This window comes from Methylocaldum sp. GT1BB (assembly GCF_051027545.1).
Classification (GTDB): Bacteria; Pseudomonadota; Gammaproteobacteria; order Methylococcales; family Methylococcaceae; genus Methylocaldum.
In genome coordinates this window covers 1,424,501-1,447,421 of sequence record NZ_CP194902.1, presented here as the reverse complement: position 1 = coordinate 1,447,421, position 22,921 = coordinate 1,424,501, and the positions used below count along the sequence as shown (strand labels likewise).

The 22,921-nt window shown below is 59.9% G+C and carries 14 protein-coding genes and 4 pseudogenes; 8 read left to right on the top strand and 10 right to left on the bottom strand.

The features are described 5' to 3' along the window. Positions 1–170 precede the first annotated feature (170 nt). On the bottom strand, positions 171–857 hold the full coding sequence (locus ACR2TX_RS07755) for a hypothetical protein (RefSeq protein WP_077731529.1): 687 nt from the start codon (positions 855–857) through the stop codon (positions 171–173). An 80-nt stretch (positions 858–937) separates the two neighbouring features. Beyond that, positions 938–1,657, bottom strand: coding sequence for an RES family NAD+ phosphorylase (locus ACR2TX_RS07750; protein ID WP_434131705.1), 720 nt, complete (start codon positions 1,655–1,657; stop codon positions 938–940). 144 nt (positions 1,658–1,801) lie between these two features. Between ACR2TX_RS07750 and ACR2TX_RS07745 the strand changes: the two are divergent. Beyond that, positions 1,802–2,634, top strand: a pseudogene (locus ACR2TX_RS07745) (IS5 family transposase). A 1,021-nt stretch (positions 2,635–3,655) separates the two neighbouring features. Beyond that, on the top strand, positions 3,656–3,904 hold the full coding sequence (locus tag ACR2TX_RS07740) for a hypothetical protein (protein WP_434131704.1): 249 nt from the start codon (positions 3,656–3,658) through the stop codon (positions 3,902–3,904). Between the two features lie 492 nt (positions 3,905–4,396). Here ACR2TX_RS07740 and ACR2TX_RS07735 read toward each other — a convergent pair. Continuing rightward, positions 4,397–5,709 (bottom strand): annotated as a pseudogene (locus ACR2TX_RS07735) (IS1380 family transposase). A gap of 466 nt (positions 5,710–6,175) precedes the next feature. Between ACR2TX_RS07735 and ACR2TX_RS07730 the strand changes: the two are divergent. The 5 genes from ACR2TX_RS07730 to ACR2TX_RS07710 all read left to right on the top strand — a co-directional run bounded on the left by ACR2TX_RS07730 (position 6,176) and on the right by ACR2TX_RS07710 (position 15,075). Then, positions 6,176–6,802, top strand: a complete 627-nt coding sequence (locus ACR2TX_RS07730; RefSeq protein WP_086133844.1) for a PEP-CTERM sorting domain-containing protein — start codon at positions 6,176–6,178, stop codon at positions 6,800–6,802. 619 nt (positions 6,803–7,421) lie between these two features. Then, complete coding sequence (locus tag ACR2TX_RS07725) at positions 7,422–10,406, top strand: beta strand repeat-containing protein (protein WP_347258165.1); 2,985 nt, start codon at positions 7,422–7,424, stop codon at positions 10,404–10,406. Between the two features lie 230 nt (positions 10,407–10,636). Then, a complete protein-coding gene (locus tag ACR2TX_RS07720; RefSeq protein ID WP_347258166.1) occupies positions 10,637–12,406 on the top strand; it encodes a type I secretion system permease/ATPase in 1,770 nt (589 codons plus the stop codon). Continuing rightward, positions 12,406–13,728, top strand: coding sequence for an HlyD family type I secretion periplasmic adaptor subunit (locus tag ACR2TX_RS07715; RefSeq protein WP_434111008.1), 1,323 nt, complete (start codon positions 12,406–12,408; stop codon positions 13,726–13,728). The genes ACR2TX_RS07720 and ACR2TX_RS07715 overlap by 1 nt, the downstream gene beginning before the upstream one ends. 3 nt (positions 13,729–13,731) lie before the next feature. Continuing rightward, positions 13,732–15,075 (top strand): TolC family outer membrane protein, encoded by a 1,344-nt coding sequence (locus ACR2TX_RS07710; protein WP_434131703.1) that lies wholly within the window; start codon positions 13,732–13,734, stop codon positions 15,073–15,075. A 51-nt stretch (positions 15,076–15,126) separates the two neighbouring features. Here the strand turns inward: ACR2TX_RS07710 and ACR2TX_RS07705 are convergent. The 7 genes and pseudogenes from ACR2TX_RS07705 to ACR2TX_RS07675 all read right to left on the bottom strand — a co-directional run. Continuing rightward, a pseudogene (locus tag ACR2TX_RS07705) lies at positions 15,127–15,357 on the bottom strand (IS3 family transposase); the annotation flags it as partial. A gap of 696 nt (positions 15,358–16,053) precedes the next feature. Continuing rightward, positions 16,054–16,200: pseudogene (locus tag ACR2TX_RS07700) on the bottom strand (IS3 family transposase); the annotation flags it as partial. 45 nt (positions 16,201–16,245) lie between these two features. Beyond that, positions 16,246–16,860 carry a guanylate kinase gene (gene gmk, locus ACR2TX_RS07695; protein WP_434131701.1) on the bottom strand — a complete coding sequence of 205 codons (615 nt, stop codon included), beginning with the start codon at positions 16,858–16,860 and terminating at the stop codon, positions 16,246–16,248. Positions 16,861–16,990: 130 nt separating this feature from the next. Next, positions 16,991–17,377, bottom strand: coding sequence for a c-type cytochrome (locus ACR2TX_RS07690; RefSeq protein WP_077731539.1), 387 nt, complete (start codon positions 17,375–17,377; stop codon positions 16,991–16,993). Next, positions 17,347–18,201 carry a quinoprotein dehydrogenase-associated putative ABC transporter substrate-binding protein gene (locus tag ACR2TX_RS07685; protein WP_156881115.1) on the bottom strand — a complete coding sequence of 285 codons (855 nt, stop codon included), beginning with the start codon at positions 18,199–18,201 and terminating at the stop codon, positions 17,347–17,349. The genes ACR2TX_RS07690 and ACR2TX_RS07685 overlap by 31 nt, the downstream gene beginning before the upstream one ends. Positions 18,202–18,217: 16 nt before the next feature. Further along, positions 18,218–20,074 (bottom strand): methanol/ethanol family PQQ-dependent dehydrogenase, encoded by a 1,857-nt coding sequence (locus tag ACR2TX_RS07680; protein WP_434131700.1) that lies wholly within the window; start codon positions 20,072–20,074, stop codon positions 18,218–18,220. A 906-nt stretch (positions 20,075–20,980) separates the two neighbouring features. Continuing rightward, positions 20,981–21,388: a hypothetical protein gene (locus ACR2TX_RS07675; RefSeq protein WP_434111005.1), complete on the bottom strand. Its 408-nt coding sequence runs from the start codon at positions 21,386–21,388 to the stop codon at positions 20,981–20,983. Positions 21,389–21,894: 506 nt separating this feature from the next. Here ACR2TX_RS07675 and ACR2TX_RS07670 point away from each other — a divergent pair. Continuing rightward, the gene (locus tag ACR2TX_RS07670; protein WP_168183857.1) at positions 21,895–22,782 is read left to right on the top strand and encodes an alpha/beta hydrolase family protein; all 888 of its coding nucleotides are present in this window, start codon (positions 21,895–21,897) and stop codon (positions 22,780–22,782) included. Positions 22,783–22,921: the final 139 nt, after the last annotated feature.

Here is a 22,921-nt window from a genome sequence, read left to right as displayed (position 1 = left end):
CCTTCTCGCCACCTTCTCGCTCTGGGTGAACTTCATTCAGTTACTCACAGCGATTCCTATACGCGATAAAGCGCGGTCGGAAAAGATCATGCCGGCCATGGGGTATTAGCACAATAACCAAAGCCTGACACCTTCTCCACTGACACCTTCTCCACCTTCTCTGACACGTGTTAGCTGCGTGAACCACCATAGCCACCCCAAATGGTATAGACAGGCGCCTTGTACGTTCTTGTTCCTTCAGCATCTCTCACAGTGATCTCGTTCAGCCAGTCGTCGGTCAACCGTCCAGAAAGACGCCCCGATAGCTCCAAAATCATCTTGTCTAGGATCGAGAGCGCGGCTGTTGCGTGCGTATGATCCAACTCGAATGGGTTCTTTGGAATTCGCGATTGTCGCCACGATTCCCCTTTAAGGATTTCCAGCCAGGGATATTCTTCCGGTTTTCCGCTAATTGAAATTGTCGAATTCGGCGGTGCCTTGCCCTTGAGGAAGATCTCCACCTTCGGGTGCGCAAGCCAGTTCCTAATTTGGATCAGTTCCTTGAAACTCTGAAAAGGCTCTGCACCCCGATCAAATGCAGTTTGTGCTGCATCGCCGCAGACAAATGGCGCTATGCACCACTTGTCAAGAATGCTGGCTTTTTCAAGGGCTTCCGCTACGACGGGATCGGCTGAGAATTCCGAGAGAACACGGTTAATCAGAGCTTCACTGGCAAATACAGTGGAGATAATTGCGTGACGGACGTAAATGCTTGGATTCACGTCGCCTTCGTGCTGCGAAGCAGCCCACTCCGCGAACTTCCGCGCATCGTTGTAATGCATATAGAAGAAGTTGAGTTCAATGCCTACGTCCGACACTTTCTTCTCTCCCTTGCGGCTAACGCCCTGCTTGAGCCGCGCGTTGCTTTGAATGCGTCGGCTTCAAGCGATTATTGGGCCTACACGCCGACTGGACCAAAGTGGAACCCATAATTGACGTGACTCAATACCAATTTGTTGATGCAGCGGACCGTTACCTTCTGCCCTGCTATGGGACGACCAAACAAGGCGAAGTTCGGGATCGACTTGGCCTGTTCATATTCCCGCATTTGCGGGAAACGTCGATATGAAATTCCATACGCCGCCTCGAAAGGCATACTGCCCGTTCGGAGCAAACTAAAGTATGACGAATAGATCAGTCCGTCGTACCCGGCCACATGCGCCGCCTTAGCTATTTCTCGGGAGATCGGATAGGAATGCTTTCCTGCCAGAAACAGCATATGGACGGCCATATCGAGGCTATCAAACTCCGTGACATGTTCCTCTGGCAAGACATAAGAAAGATCCAGGAGCTTTAAGGTCCTCGTCGGCGCTAGCGAAGCGACGTAGATTTCGTCCTCTGCCGTTACCCGGCACTCATGCACACATACTTCAAGGTCCTGAGATCCGTACATGACCGGGAGGTCGGTGGAGTCCAAACGTCCTGTGCCCAGGAACTCTGTCGGTGGAGTGTCGTATTCCGCCTCCTCAGTCGGCACTTTCGGCGCCTTGCGGATACGATAGAACAAGCGGCTCTCATCGAGTTCAACTAACGGATACTCGTTAATGATCCGCTGGATGATCGCAGCTCGAGAGTGCCCCTCCTGAAGCGCCTTGAGAGGCTCAACCTCACCCACCATCCATAAGCGAGGCCCGTAGCAGAAGAAGCCGACTCCGAGCGTGTTGCTGATCAGTTCGATGTCCTTCTTAGAGCCTATCCCAGTAGGAACAAAAGCGTGATGAGCGACCTCTAATGCCGAAATTTCGAGTCAAGAGGGGCTCTTATGGGACTGGTGACGAAAGATGATGGCTGGCGCATTCCGGATGAGCTGTGGGAACGGATGGAACCGCTCTTGCCGCCGCGTAAACCGCATCCGCTCGGGTGCCATAACCCGCGGGTGCCGGACCGACAGGCGATGAATGCGATCTTGTTTGTGCTCCGGACCGGGTGTCAGTGGAATGCGCTGAACGCCACCGGGATTTGCTCCAGCAGTTCGGCCCATCGCCGCTTTGTCGAGTGGACCGAAGCCGGGGTGTTCCAGGCGTTCTGGCGCGAAGGACTGCTGACTTATGATGCGTTGAAGGGCTTGGACTGGTCGTGGTTGGCCATGGATGGGGCCATGACGAAAGCGCCGTTGGCGGGTTCAAAAAAACGGGACCGAATCCGACCGACCGGGGCAAACAAGGTGCGAAGCGAAGCCTGTTAACCGATGGCGCGGGCCTGCCGCTGAGTGTGGTGATTGCCGGCGCCAATCGGCACGACCTGAAGCTGGCGCGGTCCACCTTGGCGGCCATCGGCGTCCCGCGCCCTGTACCCACGCCGGAGCAGCCGCAAGGCTTGTGCCTGGACAAAGGCTATGACTATGACGAGGTGAGGGACTTGGCCAAGGCCTTTCAGTTTACCGCTCACATTCGAGCGCGCGGTGAGGAGGCCGAAGCGATCAAGAAGGAAGCCGGTTTCAAGGCGCGGCGCTGGGTGGTCGAACGGACCCACAGCTGGCTCAACCGATTCCGCCGGATTTTGATCCGCTGGGAAAAACGAACCGACACCTATCTTGCCATGCTGCACTTGGCCTGCGGCATCATTACTTGGCGGGCAACGGGTCTACTGGGATAGGCTCTTAAACCGAGCAGCAGTCGAGATGCTCGTTTTCTGATGTTCGTTGAATTGGACGATCGGCGCTGCGCCATAGTCGCACTTATGCAGAGTTCCCCACACGAAAAACCTATGAGCAAGCGCTTCAACTCTCTCTTTTGTTAGTTTTCGCCCGGAAGCTTGACCGCAGTTCTGGCACTTAGAATCGTCTGCGTCGCCGATTCGTTCGGCATCCAGTCTCAGGCCCTGATCGGAAAAGCAGTTCGAACACAAAACGAAGCTCATTTAGGTTCCTTGGCCCAACTTAAAGTCGACCTCAAATTCGATATCTAATCCGGAAATGGAAAATATCCAACGTCTTGCTTTGCGTCAAATGCGATATCTTATCCGAAAGGCCAAATAATCCGAATCTGGAGAAGGGATCGAGCTTTCGTTATTTTGCTTACGCCACGCACACGGCGTTCGTTTCCCACCGCGTTTTCATTTCGCCCAACAGTACGGTAGATCAAGAATCCCTTCCCGACACGGCTGCCGGCAAAGGATGGCTGACCTACGACTTTGCCGGAAACGCAGAGCCTGTCCTGAGCGAAGCCGAAGGGCTTATTCCGGCCTAGACATTTTCCGATTCGGTGTCAGAGAGCCCGATAGGTAGGTCGGCAATCCCTTCCCAATCGCAAACGGTCGCTTTAGTCGCGACCCTTCCGACAAACTCCTTTGCCGACCTACGTTCTTCCCGCCCGACACGAAGCCGTACATTGGGATGAAAAACGCTCTATGAGTCATATCGGCCTGTATTTTGACTTGTGAGGGGCAGTTTCCCATGGCGCGCCGCTATATAGCGGTGAAAAATGCTTAATTGCTCCGGCAGCTTAGTGGAATCATGCCAATGATAGCTGGTATGGGATGGGCTGAGCCTGCGCAGCCCATCGATCGCGAACGATGCCTGTCCTGAGCCCAGTCGAAGGGCCTGTCCTGAGCGAGTCGAAGGGCGCTTCCCGATGGTCGGCACATCCTACGGACTGCATTTGTCGAAAATCGCTCTTTGTGCCATAGCAATAACAGCCGTGTCTTGAGCGCGGCTGTCGCCGGAGCCCAGGCGGGCGAATTGATCCATGAATACGTCTTGGCAATGCGCAAGAATCTGAAGGTATCCGATCTCGCCGGGACCATACACATCTACCCGACCCTGGCGCAAAGCAACCCCCGCCTGGCCGAGCAACGTCTCAAGGCTGGCCTGACCCCGACGGCAAAACGCTGGCTTAAATGCCTGTTTGGCTTGCGCGGCAATTAGTAGTACAGCCGCAGCTGTTCCCGCCGGTGGCGCCGATAATGGCAATCTCGAGCGCGGACTTCAGGCAGCAAAAACCCTACTCACTTCAGCGTCAGCACGAGCGTAACCCATTGAATCTACGATGATGAAAAAATCAAATCTGCGCGGATTCGAGCTGATAAGCTGGTTTAGATGACTTTTTCAACACAATCGGCCAAAAGCCGCCAGTCGCCAAATCTCCGTGGACGGTCGGTTCCTTTGGAAAAATCGGCCATTTTGCGGCAGCGACGTGAAGTGCGACGCATCCCCAGCATATCCGCAGAGTTACTGATTCGGTAACTAGCCTGAATATTTCATCAGGACCTCAGTGAAGGTAGGAGGCCGGTCGCGTTCTGGGTTCGGGACCAGAAAAAGGCGTGTTGAGTGCTCGTTTGGGGTGAAAGTCTGAATTTCAGGCAAACGTCCCCCTTACCCCCAGAGAATCAACGTGCCGGGGAACCCACTCGGCCCGGCTCAGCCGGGGGCAAAGCGCTCGGCGATGTGCCAGAACAGCGCCTGCCAGGGGTAAGCATTCGGCAACAGGAAGCGAATGCGACGGGTATTTCGAAGGATCACGCCACCGATTTTGAGGAGCTTGCCCCTGAGAGTGGAACACTGCGCCCGAGCGAGTTCGGTACCGGCGAGGCCGAGGCGACGAAGGGCTTCCAACAAGAGGTAGCCGAGCGAGGCGAGCAGCAGCCGGAATTGGTTGGCCCACCAGACGTGACAACTGGTGCGGTCCGCGAACAAGCCGAGTTGCTGTTCCTTGATCCGGTTTTCCATGTCGCCCCGCGCACAATAGACGTCTTCGTACAGCGCTTGGGAGTCGCCCGCCAGGTTGGTGACCAGGAACCTTGGATTTTCGCCTTGGGGTCCATGCTCGGCTTTGAGGATCACCTGGCGGGGGTGTTTCCAGGTGCCGGCGGTATAGGCAAACTCACCGAAGACCCGCTGTTTTTCCGAGGTGGCGGCAAATTGGGTTTGCGCTGCCTGGCGCCAAGGCGCCGCAAGCTTCAAAAGGCGGTTGTTCTTGGCCAGGCCCACGAGATAACCGACGCCGTGGCGTTCGCACCAGGCCAGAATCCGCCGTCGGCAGAAGCCCGAATCGGCCCGGAAGATGATTTTCACCTCGGGCCAGACGGCACGCAGCCGTTGCACCAGAGCTTTCAGGATCGCCCCGGCGTGCTTGGCCGCGTCGATCTTCGAGGGCCTGAGATAGCTGACCAACAACTGATCGCCGCAAAAGACGTAAAGCGGCAGGAAGCAATAGTGGTCATAGTAGCCATGGAAGAACCGGCCTTCCTGATGCCCATGGACCGGATCATCGGTCGCGTCGAAATCCAGGATGAGCTGATCCGGCGGCGTCGGAAATGAAGCGATGAACTGCTCGACAAACACCTCATGGATCGCCAGGGCCGCCGCCCGATCCATCCGGTTTTCCAAGCGGCACAAGGTGGGGCTGGAGGCACCGGGCGACAGCCGTTCACAGGCCGTCTGCAACGCCAGGTCATGGCGCCAGGTGTCGTGATCGTTGAGGTCTTCATAGCCTTGGCACAGGCCATAAACCCGCTGTCGCAGCAGGTGGAGCACGGCGTGGGCACACCGGCTGGGATCACGCGGGTCCTTCAAGCGTTGGGCCACGCTGTCCAGCAAACCCAGCTTGCGATCGACCTGCCGCAACAGCAGCACTCCGGCATCGCTGGTCACAGCGCCCCGTCGAAGGCCACATCGATGCGGCGGCGTGCCACGGGCGCAAACAGCTCGATTTGTCCGGTACAATGTGTCACGGCGGAATCTCCTCACAAATTCGATGTCAGCAGTTGAATTTTAAGGGCTTTTCGATTCCGCCACCCCTCCTTTCATGAAATATCCAGGCTAGGGCTAGATCATGGCGTCCGAGAAGGATGACTACACGTCCAGCGAAACAGCGGAGTGATGAGGCGCTAACCGATTCGTCCAAACTTTCGTTTTTCTGCTCTCCCGCTAAGCGGCCGTTCAATTTCAAATGGCGTTTCTGTGTACGGCCTGTTACAAGCATGTCAGGATTTTTTACAGAGCCCCAAAGATACAGAGGGAACCGCTGGGCGCGAGGCACTCTAAAGAGTTTTATTTCAAGGTCTTACGGTTAGTATTGGAGGCGATGGCCTAAATCCTGCTTGGCACTTCGAAGGTGCTAGGGGGTCGTTCCGAGGCGGTAGCGACGGTTTACCATCATGCTCACTCGTGAGCGCAGAATTAGGGAAAGTGAGACCAATGAAAACTCTGTGGATAATCGTTTGCCTAGTCGCTTCGTGCCTTGCCTGGGGAAGCGCGCATGCTCTACCGACGCTGCAGGTGACTAACGGCATATTGACCGGGGCCACCGGCGTCGAAGTCACCGTCAACAACGTGACCACGCTATACGATGTCACATTTCAGGGTGGGACCTGTGCCGGGTTGTTCAGCGGGTGCGATTCCAGCAACGATTTCGTGTTTAAGACGGAAGGGGAGGCATTGGCCGCCTCGCAAGCCTTATTGGACCAGGTCTTTTTGGACGGGGCCTTTGGTGCCTTCGATTCCGCCCCGGATACAACCGCGGGGTGCTCAGATTTCGTTCTTTGCATGGTGCTGACGCCCTATGATTTTGGGCTCACCGTAGGCGGGTTGGCCGATGTGGGTTTTGCACAAAATCTGTTTGGCCCGTTGGACGACGTTTCTGGTCTCCTGATTGTTTCCCCCTCGGACGACCTAACTTCCGAAAGCTTCATCTATGCCGTGTGGTCCCGCGTACCGACCAACAACGTCCCGGAGGCGCCGTCACTGGCGCTGGTGGGGGCAGGCATGATGGCCTATGCCGTTTTCCGCCGCCGGAGTTCGAGTCAGCGCAACCGCGCTCGGTAGGGTTCGACCAACAAGCTTCACACGCGCTGCGAGTCATCTGCGCGCGATATCCGAACCCCTGGCTGGGGCCGGGCGAGACAAGCGGGGAAGGTCGCGATTAAAGCGACGTTTGCGATTGGAAGGGGTAGCGATTAACGCCACCGTTTGCGATTGATTCGGCCAGTGCGCCGACCGCCGGGACTCGTCGCCACGATAGGTTCTTTTGGGTGACCGGGATGCCACACAAGGGTTTCGTAAAAAAATCGCGACGCAACGCTGGATTTTTTGAACCTTTCTCGCTCGGAGGGAGAAATACCGATACAACGCGCCAGTGGGAGGTGCGGCGGGCGATGTCATGGCTGGGCCGGATAAACCGGCAAGCGCTTCGAGATCAGGGCCATGAAAGGGATGATCGGCCATGGCTCCGTTCAGGTTCTTGTGAGTGTACCGCCGGAGTTAGTCCGAGCGAAATCGGGAGGCGGGCCGAAACGATGATCCGGCACCGCATTTTGAGCCGAATCCCGATAAGAAGTTTCGGATGGAGCCGGATTAGGACGGGGCGTTCAATCCTTAACCCTAGTCCACCGAAATTTCATACGGCGTTATCGAGTGATCATCAAAAATAATTAAGGAGAAAACCATGGGTATGTCCAACCTCGGCCGGAAACAGCCGGTACCCGCACCAGAAGTGCTTGCATTGGATCAGCTACCGTTCCGAGCCCCCTCGGAGAGCGGTCTGTCGACCGAAGATGTCCGACCGCTCGCTCTTACCGCAAGCGCAGACATCACCACCCAGACGGTCACCGGAACGTTCACACCTTCCACCGGGGTTCTGACGGCACTCGGTGATGCATTCGACAACACGATCGAATTCAGCCGCAATGCGGCCGGAACCATTCTCATCAATGGCGGCGCCGTTCCGGTCGGGGGCGGTACCGCGACCGTCGCCAACACGAGCCTGATTCAGGGATTTGGGCTGGGCGGAAACGACACCATCACGCTCGACGAAACAAACGGTGCTTTGCCCCGCGCCAACCTTTTCGGCGGCACGGGAAACGACACGCTGACCGGCGGCTCGGGCGGCGACCAGCTCTTCGGGCAGGCGGGCGACGACGTCCTCTTCGGCAAAGGCGGCGTCGACTTTCTGTTCGGCGGTTCTGAAAACGATACGCTGACCGGCGGCGACGGCGATGACCAGATGTTCGGCGAGGCCGGCAACGACCGTATGATCTGGAATCCGGGCGATGACAGCGATCTGATGGAGGGCGGAACCGGCATCGACACCGCGGAAGTGAACGGCGGCAACGGCGCCGAGGTGTTTACGGTAACCGCCAACGGATCGCGCGTCCGTTTCGACCGCCTCGACCCGGCCCCTTTCGCACTCGATATCGGCACGACCGAGAATCTCGTCGTCAACATGAACGGCGGTAACGATACGTTTTCCGCAACCGGCAATCTAGCGAGCCTCATCCAGATCACTGTCGACGGCGGCGCCGGCGACGACACGATCCTGGGCAGCAACGGCGCCGACGTTCTCCTGGGCGGCGACGGCGACGACTTCATCGACGGCCAGCAGGGCAACGACGTCGCCTTCCTCGGCGCCGGCAACGACGTGTTCCAGTGGGATCCGGGCGACGGCAGCGACACCGTCGAAGGCCAGGCCGGCTTCGACACGATGCTGTTCAACGGCAGCAACGTGGCCGAGAACATCGACGTTGCCGCCAACGGCGGCCGCGTGCGCTTCTTCCGCAACGTCGGCAGCATCACCATGGACCTGGACGACGTCGAGCGGATCGATTTCAGGGCGCTGGGCGGCGCGGACAACGTCGTGGTCAACGATCTGTCCGGCACGGACGTGACCGAAGTCAACATCGATCTCGCCGGAACGCTCGGCGGAGCGGCGGGCGATGGGCAGGCCGATACGGTGGTCACGAACGGCACGGGCGGCAACGACATCATCGACGTGTTCGGCGCCGGGACATCGGCGTCGGTGGTCGGACTGGCGGCGCAGGTTAACATCGCCAACAGCGAAGGCGCCAACGATTCGCTCGTCATCAACGGCGGGGCAGGCGACGACGGGATCACTGCGACCACCCTCCCGGCGGGCGTGATCAAGCTCGTGATCGACGGCGGCGCCGGCAACGACACGATCCTGGGCAGCCAGGGCGCCGACGTCCTCCTGGGTGGCGACGGTGACGACTTCATCGACGGCCAGCAGGGCAACGACGTCGCCTTGCTCGGCGCCGGCAACGACGTGTTCCAGTGGGATCCGGGCGACGGGAGCGACACCGTCGAAGGCCAGGCCGGCTTCGACACGATGCTGTTCAACGGCAGCAACGCGGCCGAGAACATCGACATCGCCGCCAACGGCGGCCGCGTGCACTTCTTCCGCAACGTCGGCAGCGTCACCATGGACCTGAACGACGTCGAACAGATCGATTTCAACGCGCTGGGCGGTGCCGACAACATCGTGATCGGCGATCTCAGCGGGACGGACGTCACTCAGATCAACATCGACCTGAGAGGCACCGGCGGGGGCGGCGACGGCGCGGCGGACACGGTCACGGTGAACGCCACGAATGGCGCCGACGTGTTCGGCGTCGCGGGCGATGCCGGCGGAATTACCGTCTTCGGTCTGCCGAGCCAGGTGAACATTTCCGGCCAGGAGGTTGCGAACGATCGGTTGACGCTCAATGGTCTTGGCGGGGATGACGTCATCGATGCTACCGGTCTGGAGGCTGGCGCAGTCCAACTGACGATGAACGGCGGCCTCGGCGCCGACGTTCTACTCGGCAGCGAAGGGGACGATCTGTTCAACGGCGGAGACGGCAACGACCTCGCAATCATGGGCGCGGGCGACGACACCTTCGTCTGGAATCCGGGCGACGACAACGACATCCTCGAAGGCCAGGCCGGCTTCGACACCATGCTGTTCAACGGCGCGAACGTCAGCGAAAACATCGATATCTCCGCCAACGGCGGCCGCGCGCGCTTCTTCCGCGACGTCGCCAACGTCACCATGGACCTGGACGACGTCGAGCGGATCGATTTCAGGGCGCTGGGCGGCGCCGACAACATCGTGGTCAACGATCTGTCCGGCACGGACGTGACCGAAGTCAACATCGATCTCGGCGCTTTCGGCGGCGGTAGCGACGGCCAGGCGGACACCATCTTCGTCAATGCGACCCAGGGGGACGACGTCATAATCGTCGTGGGCGATGGCAACGGAGTCTCCGTGCTGGGTCTTGCGGCCCGGATCAACATCACGAATTTCGACCCGACAATGGACCGCCTCGTGATCAACGGCCTCGCCGGCGATGACGTGATCGAGGCGTCGGGGTTGACGGTGGGCAGCATCCAGCTCACAGCCAATGGCGGCGATGACGACGACGTGCTGATCGGCGGTGACGGCAATGACGTGCTGCTCGGCGGCGCCGGCGACGACGTGCTGCTGGGTGGCGCCGGACTCGATGTGCTCGACGGCGGCACCGGGGACAACGTTGTGATCCAGAGCCTGGTGAGCGGTTCGACCACGGAGGGTGCCGGGATTGCCCCTCTGGGTATTCCGGAGATCAGCCTGGTGGGCGTAGGCGCGGAGCTGCAACAGAACGAGTTTCTGATCTAGCGGGTCTCCTCTGATCCGATATGGCGGTTCGCCTGCGAAAGCCCGGTTGCCCTGCCTTGCCGCCGAAGGCGCCGGGCAGGCGCAGCCGGCCTGATTCCGGTCAGAACACGAGCGCTCATGTTTCGGGAAGGAACGAATGCCCGATCCGCAAGGCCCGGCTTGAAGGCTGCCCGCTCTAATTTCATGCGGAGCGTTGAGGGTATCCGTTCAGCCTCTACTTAGGAATTCGAATGGGTACCCACCAACCGCAACCACAACACCAGGGTACATGGGTCCGGTCGGATCTGCGCCGGGCGCTGCAAACTTGCCGGACCTCCTTCTGGTCGGTAGGGTTCTTCAGTTTCTTCATCAACTTGCTGCTTCTGGTGCCGTCGATCTACATGCTGCAGGTCTACGATCGCGTGCTGAGCAGCGGCAGCGAGTCGACGCTCCTGATGCTGACGCTCATCGCGGTGTTCCTCTTCATCGTGATGGGCGGGCTGGAGTGGGTCCGTACCCAGATTCTGATCGTTACCAGCGCGCGTCTGGACAGTCTCCTGGGCGGGCGGGTTTTCGATGCGGTGTTCGCCCAGTCCCTCGCTTCCGGGGGCAGGATATCGTCCGCGCAGCCTTTGACCGACCTGCTACAAATCCGGCAGTTCCTAACCGGGCCGGGCCTCTTCGCGTTTTTTGACGCCCCCTGGTTTCCGGTTTATCTGGGGATGATGTTCCTGTTCCATCCGGTTTTCGGGGCAGTCGGCCTGATTTCGGCGTTCGTGCTGGCGGGCCTTGCTGTCTGGAACGAAGCGGCTACCCGCAAACACCTGCAGGAAGCCAACCGGCACGCCGTGGAGTCCAACCAGTTCACCCAGCGCAATCTGCGCAACGCGGAAGTGATCGAGGCCATGGGCATGCTGCCCCGGATGCGGACCCGCTGGCAGGACAAGCAGACCCTGTTGCTCGAGCTGCAAAGCCAGGCCAGTGCCAAGGGCGGCCTGATCGCCGCGCTGTCGAAGACTTACCGGCTGACCATCCAGTCGCTGATCCTTGGTCTCGGCGCCTATCTGGCCATCCACAGGGAGATCACACCGGGTTTGGTGATCGCGGGTTCCATACTGCTGGGCCGCGCCTTGGCGCCTCTGGACCTGATGATCAGCACCTGGCGGGGTTTTTCGCAGGCGCGGGCCGCTTACCAGCGGCTCGACGAACTGCTCAGCGCCGCCCCATACCGCGAACCGCCGATGCCGCTGCCCGCCCCGAGGGGTGAAATCCTCCTGGAAAGCGCCGTCGTCCAGCCGCCGGGCGCGTCCGCCCCGGTGCTCAAGGGCATCAGCCTTCGGATCGAACCGGGCACCGCACTGGGCGTGATCGGAGCCAGCGCCTCCGGCAAATCCACCCTGCTCCGCGCGATCCTGGGGCTTTATCCCGTAAGCCAGGGGGCCATCCGGCTTGATGGCGCCGAAACCACCCAATGGGACCGGGAGGCGCTGGGCAACTACATCGGCTATCTGCCTCAGGACGTCGAACTTCTCGACGGCAGCATCGGCGAAAACATCGCGCGATTCGGCACCGTCGACCCCGACAGGGTAGTGGCGGCCGCCCGCGCCGCCGGTATCCACGACATGATCTTGCGGCTGCCGGAAGGCTACGACACCAAAATCCTCGGCCACGGCAATATCCTCTCCGCCGGACAGCAGCAGCGGCTGGGACTGGCCCGCGCCTTGTTCGGCGACCCGAAGCTGGTGATCCTGGACGAGCCCAATTCCAACCTGGATCAGGAGGGTGAAAATGCCTTGGTCGCCGCCCTGGCCGAACTGAAGCGCAAAGGGTGCACCGTGATCGTGGTCACCCATCGCAAGAGCCTCCTGAGCCAGGTGGACAAGATCGTTCTGCTGGCGGAAGGTCTGGTGGCCGTGTCGGGACCGCGCGACCAGGTTCTGGCGAGCTTGCAGAATTCGACGCCGCGGCCGGCCGGCGGCCTCCGCCCCGTCGCGGCCGCTCCCGTCCACAATCCGTCTTGATGGCCGTGACGACCTCAGCCCAGCCATCGCTGCTGACCGACGACCGCCGTTTCCGCCGGCTCGGGTTCCTCGTCGTTTTCGCCATCTTCGGCGGCCTCGGCACCTGGGCGGCCCTCGCTCCGCTCAGCAGCGCAGCGCTGGCCCCGGGCGTCATCACCGTGGAAAACTACCGCAAGACGGTCCAGCATCTGGAAGGCGGCATCATCAAGACCATCCGGGTCCGCGACGGCGATTCGGTCGAAAAGGACCAGGTTTTGGCCACCCTCGACGACACCCAGCCGCGAGCCCAGCTCGAAGTCCTGCGCGGGCAGTATTACATCGCCGCGGCACGGGAAGCCCGCCTGATCGCGCAACGCGATGGCCTGAATGAGGTCCGCTATCCTCCCGATTTGCTCGTCCATGCAGACGATCCCCGGATCGATGACGCCATCCGCATACAGAACCACACTTTCACCGTCCGCAAGACGGCCCACGACGGCGAGATTTCCCTGTACCGGCGGCAGATCGAACAGCTCCGCGCCAAGCTCAAGGGTTTGCAGGCCCAAATCACCAGCCGTGATCGCCTGGTGAAGTCATTTCGGCACGAACTGGAGGATTTCGAGGCCCTTCTCAAGGAAGGCTACACCGAGAGGCAGAAAGTGCGGGAACTGGAGCGCAATCTGGCACAGAGCGAGGGCCAGCGCGGGGAATTGGCGTCTGAGCTGGCAGCCACCGAATTACAGATCAGCGAGACCGAACTCAAGATCCTCCAGCTCCAGAAGGAGCTGCAGCGGGAGGTCGCGAAAGAACTAGGCGAGGTCCAGGCGGCCCTGTTCGAGTTGCGAGAAAAGATTCAGTCCCTGGAAAGCACAGTGGCGCGCACGGTCGTCAAGGCACCGGAGCCCGGCATGGTCCTGGGTCTGTCCGTGCACACCCTGGGGGGCGTCATCCAGCCGGGGGGAAAGATCCTGGACATTGTTCCGCAGGATGAGCGCTTGGTCGTGGAAGCCCGGCTGTCGCCTCAGGACATCGACCGTATCCAGCTCGGCCAGATGGCGGAAGTGCGGTTTACCGCCTTCAAATCCCGCGATACCCCAAAAATCGAGGGCAAGCTGATGGTTGTTTCCGCCGACCGTCTGGTGGACGAACAAACCCAGACTTCCTATTACCTGGCGCGGGTGGAAATCACGCCGGAAGGGCTTCAGGACCTGGCCCGCCAGAAACTGGACCTGGTGCCGGGCATGCCGGCCGAGGTCTTGATCAATACGGGCGAGCGCACCCTGTTCGAGTATCTAACCGACCCCTTCGTGAACACCGTCACCCGCTCCTTTATCGAAGATTGATCCATGACATTAGCCGGTTTCGGAAAGGGCTTCCTGTGCCTGGCGGTACTTGCTCTGCCTTCGGCCTGTTGCGCCGAGTCTCTGCTGGAGCTGTACCAGCGCACCCTGGAAACCAACCCCGTGCTGAAAAGCCGCGAATACTCGGTGGATCGAGCCAACGCCCAGAAAGACCAGGCATTCAGCAAATTGCTGCCGCAGATTTTCGCGGTCGGGAATTACTCTTACAACGATCTGCATCAACAGGCCGGACAAAGCTCGCTGAGCCTGAGCAGCTTGCCCGCAATCGATCAGCAATACAGCGGCCTGCGCGGAACGGTGCAGTTGCGCCAGGCCTTGTTTGACCTAGCCTCTTTCTATCGCTGGCAGAGCGCCGAAAATGTCATTTTGCAGTCGGAGCAGGAACTCGAGGCGGCGCGTATCGCTGTCGCGGGGGACCTGGTGGACCGGTATCTCAGGGCAGTCGAGGCTACCGACAACATCGCCTACGTGGCATCGGAAACAAAAGCCGTGGAAAGCCAGCTGAAAGGCCTGCAGCGGATGCACGAGCGGCAGATGGTGAAGGTGACCGATCTGTACGAGGTCGAGGCCTATTACCAAACGTTGGCCACCCGCGGGATCGAGGCGCGAAATGCCAAGGATGTGGCGCTGGAGAAACTGCGCGAGCTGGCCGGGGGTTCGGTGCGGGATGTCAACCCGGTCGGCCGGGAGCACTTTCCCCCCGTCCCGCGCGCTCCGGACGAATGGGTGCAGGAAGCGACCCGTAACAACCCGGCCCTGACCGCGCTACAACACGGCATCGACGCCACAGACAAACTGGTGACCAGCAGCCGGGCCGAGCATGCTCCGCTGCTTACCCTGCAGGTCTCCGAGACCTATGCGGACACCGGATTCGATAACCGTTCCCAGCCCCCTTACAACGTGTTCACCGCCGGCGTGCAGCTCACCGTCCCGATCTTCGAGGGCGGCCGGGTTCAGGCGGGGGTGAGGGATGCACAAGCCAGGCATCGGATCGCCCGGGAGCAGTTCGAGCAGAAGCGCCGAGAAATCGAACAGGAAACACGAACGGCATACCTGGATGCCATGGCCAGCTACTCGCGGATCGACTCCACCCGCCAGGAAGTGCGCGCGCAGGAGAAAGCCGCCGAGGCTCAGGAACGCGGCTATGAGCTCGGCGCTTCGACGATCGTCGACCTGCTCGAGGCCCGGCGCCGGCTGCTGAAGGCACGCGTCGAGCAGGCCAAGGCCCGCTACGACTACATCCGCGGGCTTGTTGGATTACAGGTCAGGGCCGGCAGTCTGTCCACGCCGTTCATGGAGGAGATCAACGGCTGGATGGCCGGGAAGTGATTCAGCGAGCGGGGCACGCGTTTGAAGAGCAGCGTCCAAAGGTGGCCTACATTACCGCCAGTGGCGCCGTTGGCGGTTGTAGAAGATCTCGATCCATTCCGTGATGTCCGCGATGGTTTGTTGTCGCGTAGCATACCGCCGGTGACGGACCCGTTCGTTCTTCAGCGTGCCCCAAAAGCTCTCCATAGGAGCATTTGGAGGCTTGAAACCGAACTGCTCCAGCAACGCCCGATAGGCATGGGCACAATACTGGCTCCCCTGACCGGAATGGTGAATCAGGCCTGGAGCGGCAATGCCGTTAAGTTAAGACGAATAACGTCACCCCGGCAGGGAAGGGGCCGACTAAAGGCCCGTTTGCGATTGGAATGCCGGGGTCCAGACGCTATGGATGGCAGAGGCCTCTCACTTCCTTGTGCACTGGATTCATGCCGCACAGTCCCTGTGCGGCACCCTACGGGCGCTTCGCGTGCAAATCGGCCTCGCCACGCTACGCCGTCCCGCTTCGCTCGCAAGTCCTGGGCAGTCCTTCCCTGGCCTGCCCGCTCGCCGCATTGCGCCTCGCCCTGCCGATTTGTCCGGCACAAATTTGCCAGGAGCAAATTTGGACGTGCGGAGCACGGTCCGTAGGACGAACCCCAGGGATGGGGTGAGCAATCCCTGCCGGAATGACGGCTTAACTTATTAGTCAGGCCCGTAAATACCCTCCTGGTATTTCGGGCCGCCGCCCAGGCCGGTACACGCCCGGCCTGGGCTCACGCGGCTTGTCGCCGCGCCGGGGCATCCTTGCCCCGGATTAACCCGGCCTATATTTATAGGCCGGGTTAATAGTCAGGCCCGTAAATACCCTCCTGGTATTTCGGGCCGCCGCCCAGGCCGGTATACGCCCGGCCTGGGCTCACGCGGCTTGTCGCCGCGCCGGGGCATCCCTGCCCCGGATTAACCCGGCCTATATTTATAGGCCGGGTTAATAATGGCATTGCCTGGAGCGGGCCGCTTTGCCGGCACCTCCCTCCACAAAGACTGGCTGACCAAGGCCGTCGTCATGCGTTCCCCGCGAGCGTAGCCCACGATCTCGCCGGTAAACAGGTCCTTGTGGCTGGCCCGGCACAGCCAGCCTTCCCCGGTCGGGGCCTGTAACGCCCGCTGCCGCAGGCGTTACACAAAATGGAATTAGGCCAATAGTCCGCCGATCAGATCTTTGTGAACTTCGGACTGCCGCCCCGTCTTGAGCCGGCTGGCGACCACGACGCTGCGCAGCTCGGCGAGCGCCCGATCGAAGTCGTCGTTCACGATGAGATAGTCGTACTCGCTGTAATGCGACATCTCCGAGATGGCATCGCGCATGCGGCGGGCGATGGTGTCAGGATCGTCCTGGCCGCGCGCCTTGAGCCGTTCTTCCAGGGTGCGGCGCGAGGGCGGCAGAATGAAGATGGAAATGCAATCGGGCATCAAGCTGCGGATTTGGCGGGCGCCCTGCCAGTCGATTTCGAGCAGCACGTCCTGTCCTTCGGATAGGGCTTTTTCCACGGTTGCCCGAGCCGTGCCGTAATAGTTGTCGAACACCCTGGCGTGCTCCAGAAACCCGCCCGATTCGATCATCCCTTCGAATTCGGCATGATTCACGAAGAAATAATCCCGGCCGTGGACTTCCCCGGGACGCTGCGCTCGCGTGGTATGCGACACCGAAACCGTGAACCCCTCGAGGTTTTCCCGCAGTGCCCTGACCAAACTGGTTTTTCCCGCCCCGGACGGGGCTGAAACGATGAACAGCGTGCCGATACTCATGTGCCTTGAAATGATCCGGAGTGGTCTTAACGGTTGTCCGACGAATGGCGGTTTCCGACCCATGCCGCAGCAGGGGCCGAAAACCGTTAGCTTAGCATGTCATACCGTAGAGGTCGTGAGAATCAGCCGTCTACCGCAGCGTATAGAGAAAGCTGGCAAGATGGCGGGCATCCGCTTCGGTAACACCCGTGTTCGGCATGGCGGTCAGGGGATCGATAGCGGGCGGATCTTGAATCCAGCGCATCAGATTTTCCGGCGTGTTGGTCAGCACGCCGGCGATGTAGACGCGGCTCGCGATTCCGCTCAAAGGCGGCCCCACCAGACCGTTTGCGCCTTCGATTCCGGGGATGACATGGCAGGACCCGCAGCCGTACCGTGAAATGGCTTCCCTCCCCTGTGCGGGATCGCCGCCGGCTACCGATACCGCTGCGGGGTCCTCCTGGCGATCGCAGGCATTCAGAAGAAGAACTGCCGCAATCGCACAGGCTAATGCCGAGAGCTTATGACCGATTTCCATCCTGACCGTCCGTTTCGGCTGGAAAGGCGGGTTCCGATCCGGGGCACGCCATACTCGTCGAGTATGGCTTCGATCTCCTTGCTCCTGCGCTCGATGATGCGTTCCAGTTCTGTGCGTAACCGTTTATCGCCGTGCCTCACTCCCATCGCGATATCGAACACGAAGGGAAGAGACCGGTCGGCCGGCGGCGAGACGGGCACGACGGCGAGCGGAACCGCTTGGTTCTTGGCAAAGTAGCCCGCCAAAGGTCCCCATACGACGGCGATATCGATGTCGCCCGCCACTACCGCATCGATGATCCTGGCCGGCGGATTCTCCTTGGAGTAATCGCCGTAAACGGTGTAACCGACCACGTTATCGATGATCTTTCGGCTGGTCAGGGCATGGGCCGGCGGGGTGTTGGCGAAGTCGTCCCCGACCATCTGCACGCCGATCCTGACGTCGTGCAGCGTAGGATCGTTGAAGGAGCGGATGTTCAGCCCCGAGTCCAGGCGGTAAACGAACACGTAGCTGGACCGATAATACGGCGTCGTCGTCAGTGCGGGCCCGAAGTTGCTCGGGACGCCGAGAACCAGGTCGCAGCGATGGGATTTGAGCGTATTGCGGATAAAGCCGCGCCGCTGCGCCCACCAGGTGTACTCGACTTCGGCATTCAATTCGTGGGCGATGAGATCGCCGATCTTGTTTTCGAAGCCTTCCTGCCTCTGGTTGGAGAAGGGCAGATTATTGGGATCCGAGCAGATGCGGAGAGTACGCTTTGGAGAATGATCATCCACGACGGCTGACGCCATGCCCGGCCAAAACGCCGCAAGCAAGGCAAGCATCGAGAAGAACCCGGATCTACGGCAATGCGAAGACATACAGCATCCCACCCCGCGTCGTATACTCCGGTAAATCGGTCATCGCATTGATGAATCCCAACGCTCCGGTACCGTCACGAGAATCGAGCTCGCCGGCAACGATAGCCCCGGACCAACCGCCGACGCCGGACAGAGTCGCCACGTATTGCTTGCCGTCGGGCCCCCGGTAAGTCATTGGCTGGCCGATGATTCCGGAGCCGCACTTGAATTGCCACAATAACTCGCCGGTCCGGGCATTCACCGCCTTGAACCAGCCTTCCATGGTGCCGTAGAACGCCACGTCGCCCGCCGTCGCCAAGGCGCCGCTCCAGACCGGGAACTTCTCCCTGATCTTCCAGACCGCCTTGGCCGCAACGGGGTCCCAGGCGGTGAACTCGCCCCGGTGTCCGCCGGGACCCGCGTGCATCCGCACGTTGGCGCCGACATAGGGCGTGCCTGCGATATAGTTGGCTTCGACGCCCTCTTCGTCCATGCAGATATTCTGATGAGGAATGTAAAGCCAGCCGGTTTTCGGGGAATAGGCCGAGGGCTGCCAATCCTTCCCTCCTGGCGCTGCGGGACAAATATCGTGCACGACGGTGTTGAACCGGGGCCTTTTCTCATGCACTTCGATGGGGCGTCCGGTTTTCAAATCGACGCCCCTGGTCGTCGTGATATGCACGAAAGGCGTGGCCGACAGCACCTCGCCGGTGGTTCGGTCAAGGACGTACACGTAACCGTTCCGCTCGGGATGGACCAGAACTTTCCGGATCTGCCCGTTAATGGACAAGTCCAGCAGGACGTTTTCGTTAACGCCGTCGTAGTCGTACAGGTCGTGGGGACTCCACTGGTAAAACCAGCGCGCTTCGCCGGTGTCGGGATCGCGTGCGAAGACCCCAGCCGTCCACTTGTTGTCGCCTGGGCGCTGTTCCGGATTCCACGGCCCGGGATTGGCGGTACCGTGATAGATCAGATTCAAGGCAGGATCGTAGGAAATGAAGCCCCACACGGTGCCGCCGCCGATTTTCCAAGCCTCGGGCGGCCAGGTCGCAACGCCCAGATCCTCGCCACGGTCTTGGGGGTAAAACGGCTTGAACCTGGGGCCGATCAGCACGTCCTTGTCGGGGCCGGTGGAGTACGCTTTCCAGACCACGCGGCCGTTGCCGGCATCGAGCGCCGTAAGCCAGCCGCGCACGCCGAACTCGCCGCCGCTGTTGCCCACCAGCACTTTGTTCTTCACGATCAGCGGCGCCATCGTAATGGATTCGCCCAGATTGATATTGCCGATCCGTGCTTTCCAGATTTCATTTCCGGTCTTGGCATCGACCGCCACGGTCTGCCCGTCGAGCGTGTTGAAGAAAATTCGTCCCTTCGAGTACACCGCTCCTCGATTCACGACATCGCAGCAGGCCAACCCTTGAGCCGCGGACAGCGGCTTCGGCTCGTACTTCCATTTGAGAGGCGCGCCCGGACGGGTCAAATCCAGTGCGTAAAGAGTGTTCGGATAAGGGGTCACGATGTACATCGTGTTGTCGGCCACGATAGGCGCGGCTTCGTGGCCGCGTGACAGACCGGTCGAGAAGGTAAAGTTCAACCGCAGATCGTGGACGTTTTCGGCTTTGATCTGGTCGAGCGCGCTGAAACGGGTATTGGCGTAATCCTTGGCCGAAATAAGCCATTGCCCGTCTTCGTCGGACGCTTTTTGCAAAGCAGTGACCGGAGGCTCGGCTCTTTGGGTGTATGCCGCTCCGCCGAAAGGCAGAGACAACGGTAACGCGAAAAGAATTATCGGCAGGGGGAATCGGTAGGCGTACCGTTCATGAAAAGATGGTGAACATAGCCTCCGTGACGTTCGCATCAAGCCTCCTGCTGAGATAGCTTCTCCTTCTGCTCATGGGAGGTGGAGTCTTATCTTGAGACATACCTGATCGGCGAGCGTTCCAAAACTGAAACCTGGCTTACAAAAGCCAAGGCTTTCAGCTCGGCTCCGAACCGGAGCGGTTCAACCCGGCTCGTCTACGAAATGCCGCTTCGCTCTCTCCCTGTGCTCTCTTGACATCCAAGTCGGGAAAGCAACCCGCTTGGCGGGATATGATTCGCCGTAACCCGCTGCTGTCGTAAATCAACCGGATGATCCGCATCGGCGGAGCGCGGTCATTTTGCCCCTGTCGGGCGGCAATTGAGGGTTCAAGTCGGTTCATTTCCGTTGCTCCAACAGCGTTAAACGACACCACCGTAAATTCCGACAGCTTTCAATCGAATCTCCCACATCGATTCCATCTTGGCTTCGCATTCACTGTCTGTTTGATCGCGAAACAACCCGCCAGGTTTCCAAACGTCCCTTTACGGGGAAATCGCTCCTGCGGCATACCGGTACCGAACAGCGTCCAACATAAGAAGCCGAGGGTAAACCGCGCTACATAAACGCCTGGCCGATCGATTCGCCACGGTTCGTAATACTAAACCCTCAAGAATCTCCGCCCAATACCGCAATCACCCCAAGTTGACTACGGTTGCCAAAGCGGTTTGGACATCACTCGTCAGCGTCGTGAAACCGTTACGGAGCACCGAAACGAGAGGCCACCCGATAAGCTACTTTGGAATAGCGTTTAATGGATTCAAGCCTTTTTCGTAAGATGTAAGACCATCGGTGTCCTTAACTATTCCTATAAGCCGGAACAGCCGGAATCGGAAGCTGTAAAAACCCGGCTGAGATAATGCCCGGCCGGGTTATATCGCTATCCGTTCCGGATTGGTTGGTTATTTATTCTTGCCTTTGCCTCATGCCTCGCCCGCCCCTTCCCGCGCCGGCATCCTCGGTCAAACCCCGCAGCCCTTTTCTTTCTTCGCGCAATTCCCGGTACTGGTTTTGATATCGCTCACGCTCCTCCGGCATCATCAGCGGCTCACGCCTGCCTTCCATCTCGCCCGGACGCACACCCTCCCGCCCGACGCCCCTGTCCCGCGCACGTTCTTGAACCTCGCCTTGAAATTCTTGCTGAAAACTTTTTCGCTCCTGCCGAAGATCTTGATACCGCTCCCGATATTGCCCACCCGATGGTCTATCGAGCTTCCGTCCATTGCCGCCCCCTCTCTCCGCCCAGGCCTGGTTCACCGCTAACATGGAAAATCCGATCAACAGCGCCAAAATAGCGTTCTTATGTTTCGTCATTCGCTTCCCCTACTGATAATCCTAGAAACGGCGGTTGGACGCGGCCGAGTGTGCGGCTGGCGGGCCGGCTGGCAAGGCGCGACGCCGCCGTGGGGCCATCCCCCACAAGAAGGAGCAACGCCGCCAGGCGGCTCGCCCGCCGTGCAATCGGGTGCGTAGCGACTTCACCCGAGTGGTGAAATCGGTAGAAGGTAGGACGGTCAGAATTCATAGGGCTTTTCTACTCCATCTAAGCGGTCAACTGCCGTTTCTAGGATAATTGATCAATGACGGACATTCCGGATCGTCTTGTCGCTCGCTTCGATACGTTCGGCTACTATTGCTTGCGGCTCGCTTGCCCTAGCCCGCTCGCCAAGACCCAAGCCGACGTAGCGGCGGCAGAACCAGTTTAGCACTGCCCATCCGTGACGCTGATGACAATGAGGACGTGGCGGAAACATCGAAGCAAGGCGCACAGATCGCCTACCGTCCGAGAACAGAATCCCGGCCATGCCGTCTTGAGATGGATGTCGATCCTTTGTTTGGCGCTGGACCTGTACCGTCCGGCCGCGGCTCAAATTCCCGGCGTTGCCGAGGAATCGGCTGGCCAAATCGGCGGAGTTCCCGTCTCGGTCTGGACCTATCCTAGCGATGGCCTGAAGGTCAAAGGCTTGCTGTTCCTGCCCTGCGCCAAAGACAAACTGCCGCTGATTCTCTTCAACCATGACGGCGTTTCGGGCATTTCCGTGGAACACATGCGGGCCAGTGCGCGTCTGGCGCAGGCGGGGTATGCCGTGTTCACCCCGTCCTATCGAGGCGAGGACGGATCGGAAGGAGACATCGAAGTAGCCGCCGGCGAAGTGCGGGATGTGCTGAATGTTCTGCCGCTGCTGGCCCAAGTACCCGGCGTCGACGGCCGGAAAGTGGCCATGGTCGGGGTCTCGCACGGCGCTCTTATCAGCGTGCTGGCAGCCGCGCGGCAGTCTGAGGTCGATGCCGTGGTCACGGCCGACGGGGTGATGGACATCTACGCCTGGTGGCGCCATCTTCAACAAAACGGAATCTCGGGCCGCGACGAACTGACCCGGCGAATCTACGGCGACGGCCCGGAGGACAAACCGCTGGCTTTCTCGACCCGCCACGCCCTGGCTCAAATCCCGAACTTGAAGGCGCCGGTGCTGATCCTCCAGGGCGGCCGGGACGACATCGTACCCGCCCAGCAGGCGATTACATTCAAGGCGAAATTGGACAGAGCCCGGCATCCGGCCAAATTGAAAATTTATCCCCGCTGCCGGCATGGCTTTCTGGTTTACACACCTTACCTGAAGAACGGCGCGGCACCGGCTGAACGCATCGAGACCGAGAAGGCGTGGCAAGATCTCTTGGGATTTCTCGAAAAGCATCTCAAGTCTTGAAATCCTCTTCGGAATTGCCGAAATAGCTCCGTAAACTGGGTTGGTAAACTCAGCTGTCAGAGCAGTTTCCGTTCGTATGTAAGGATTGATTGTAAATGGCCTTATTCCATTCGGCATTCGAGTGAACATTAATCGTAGG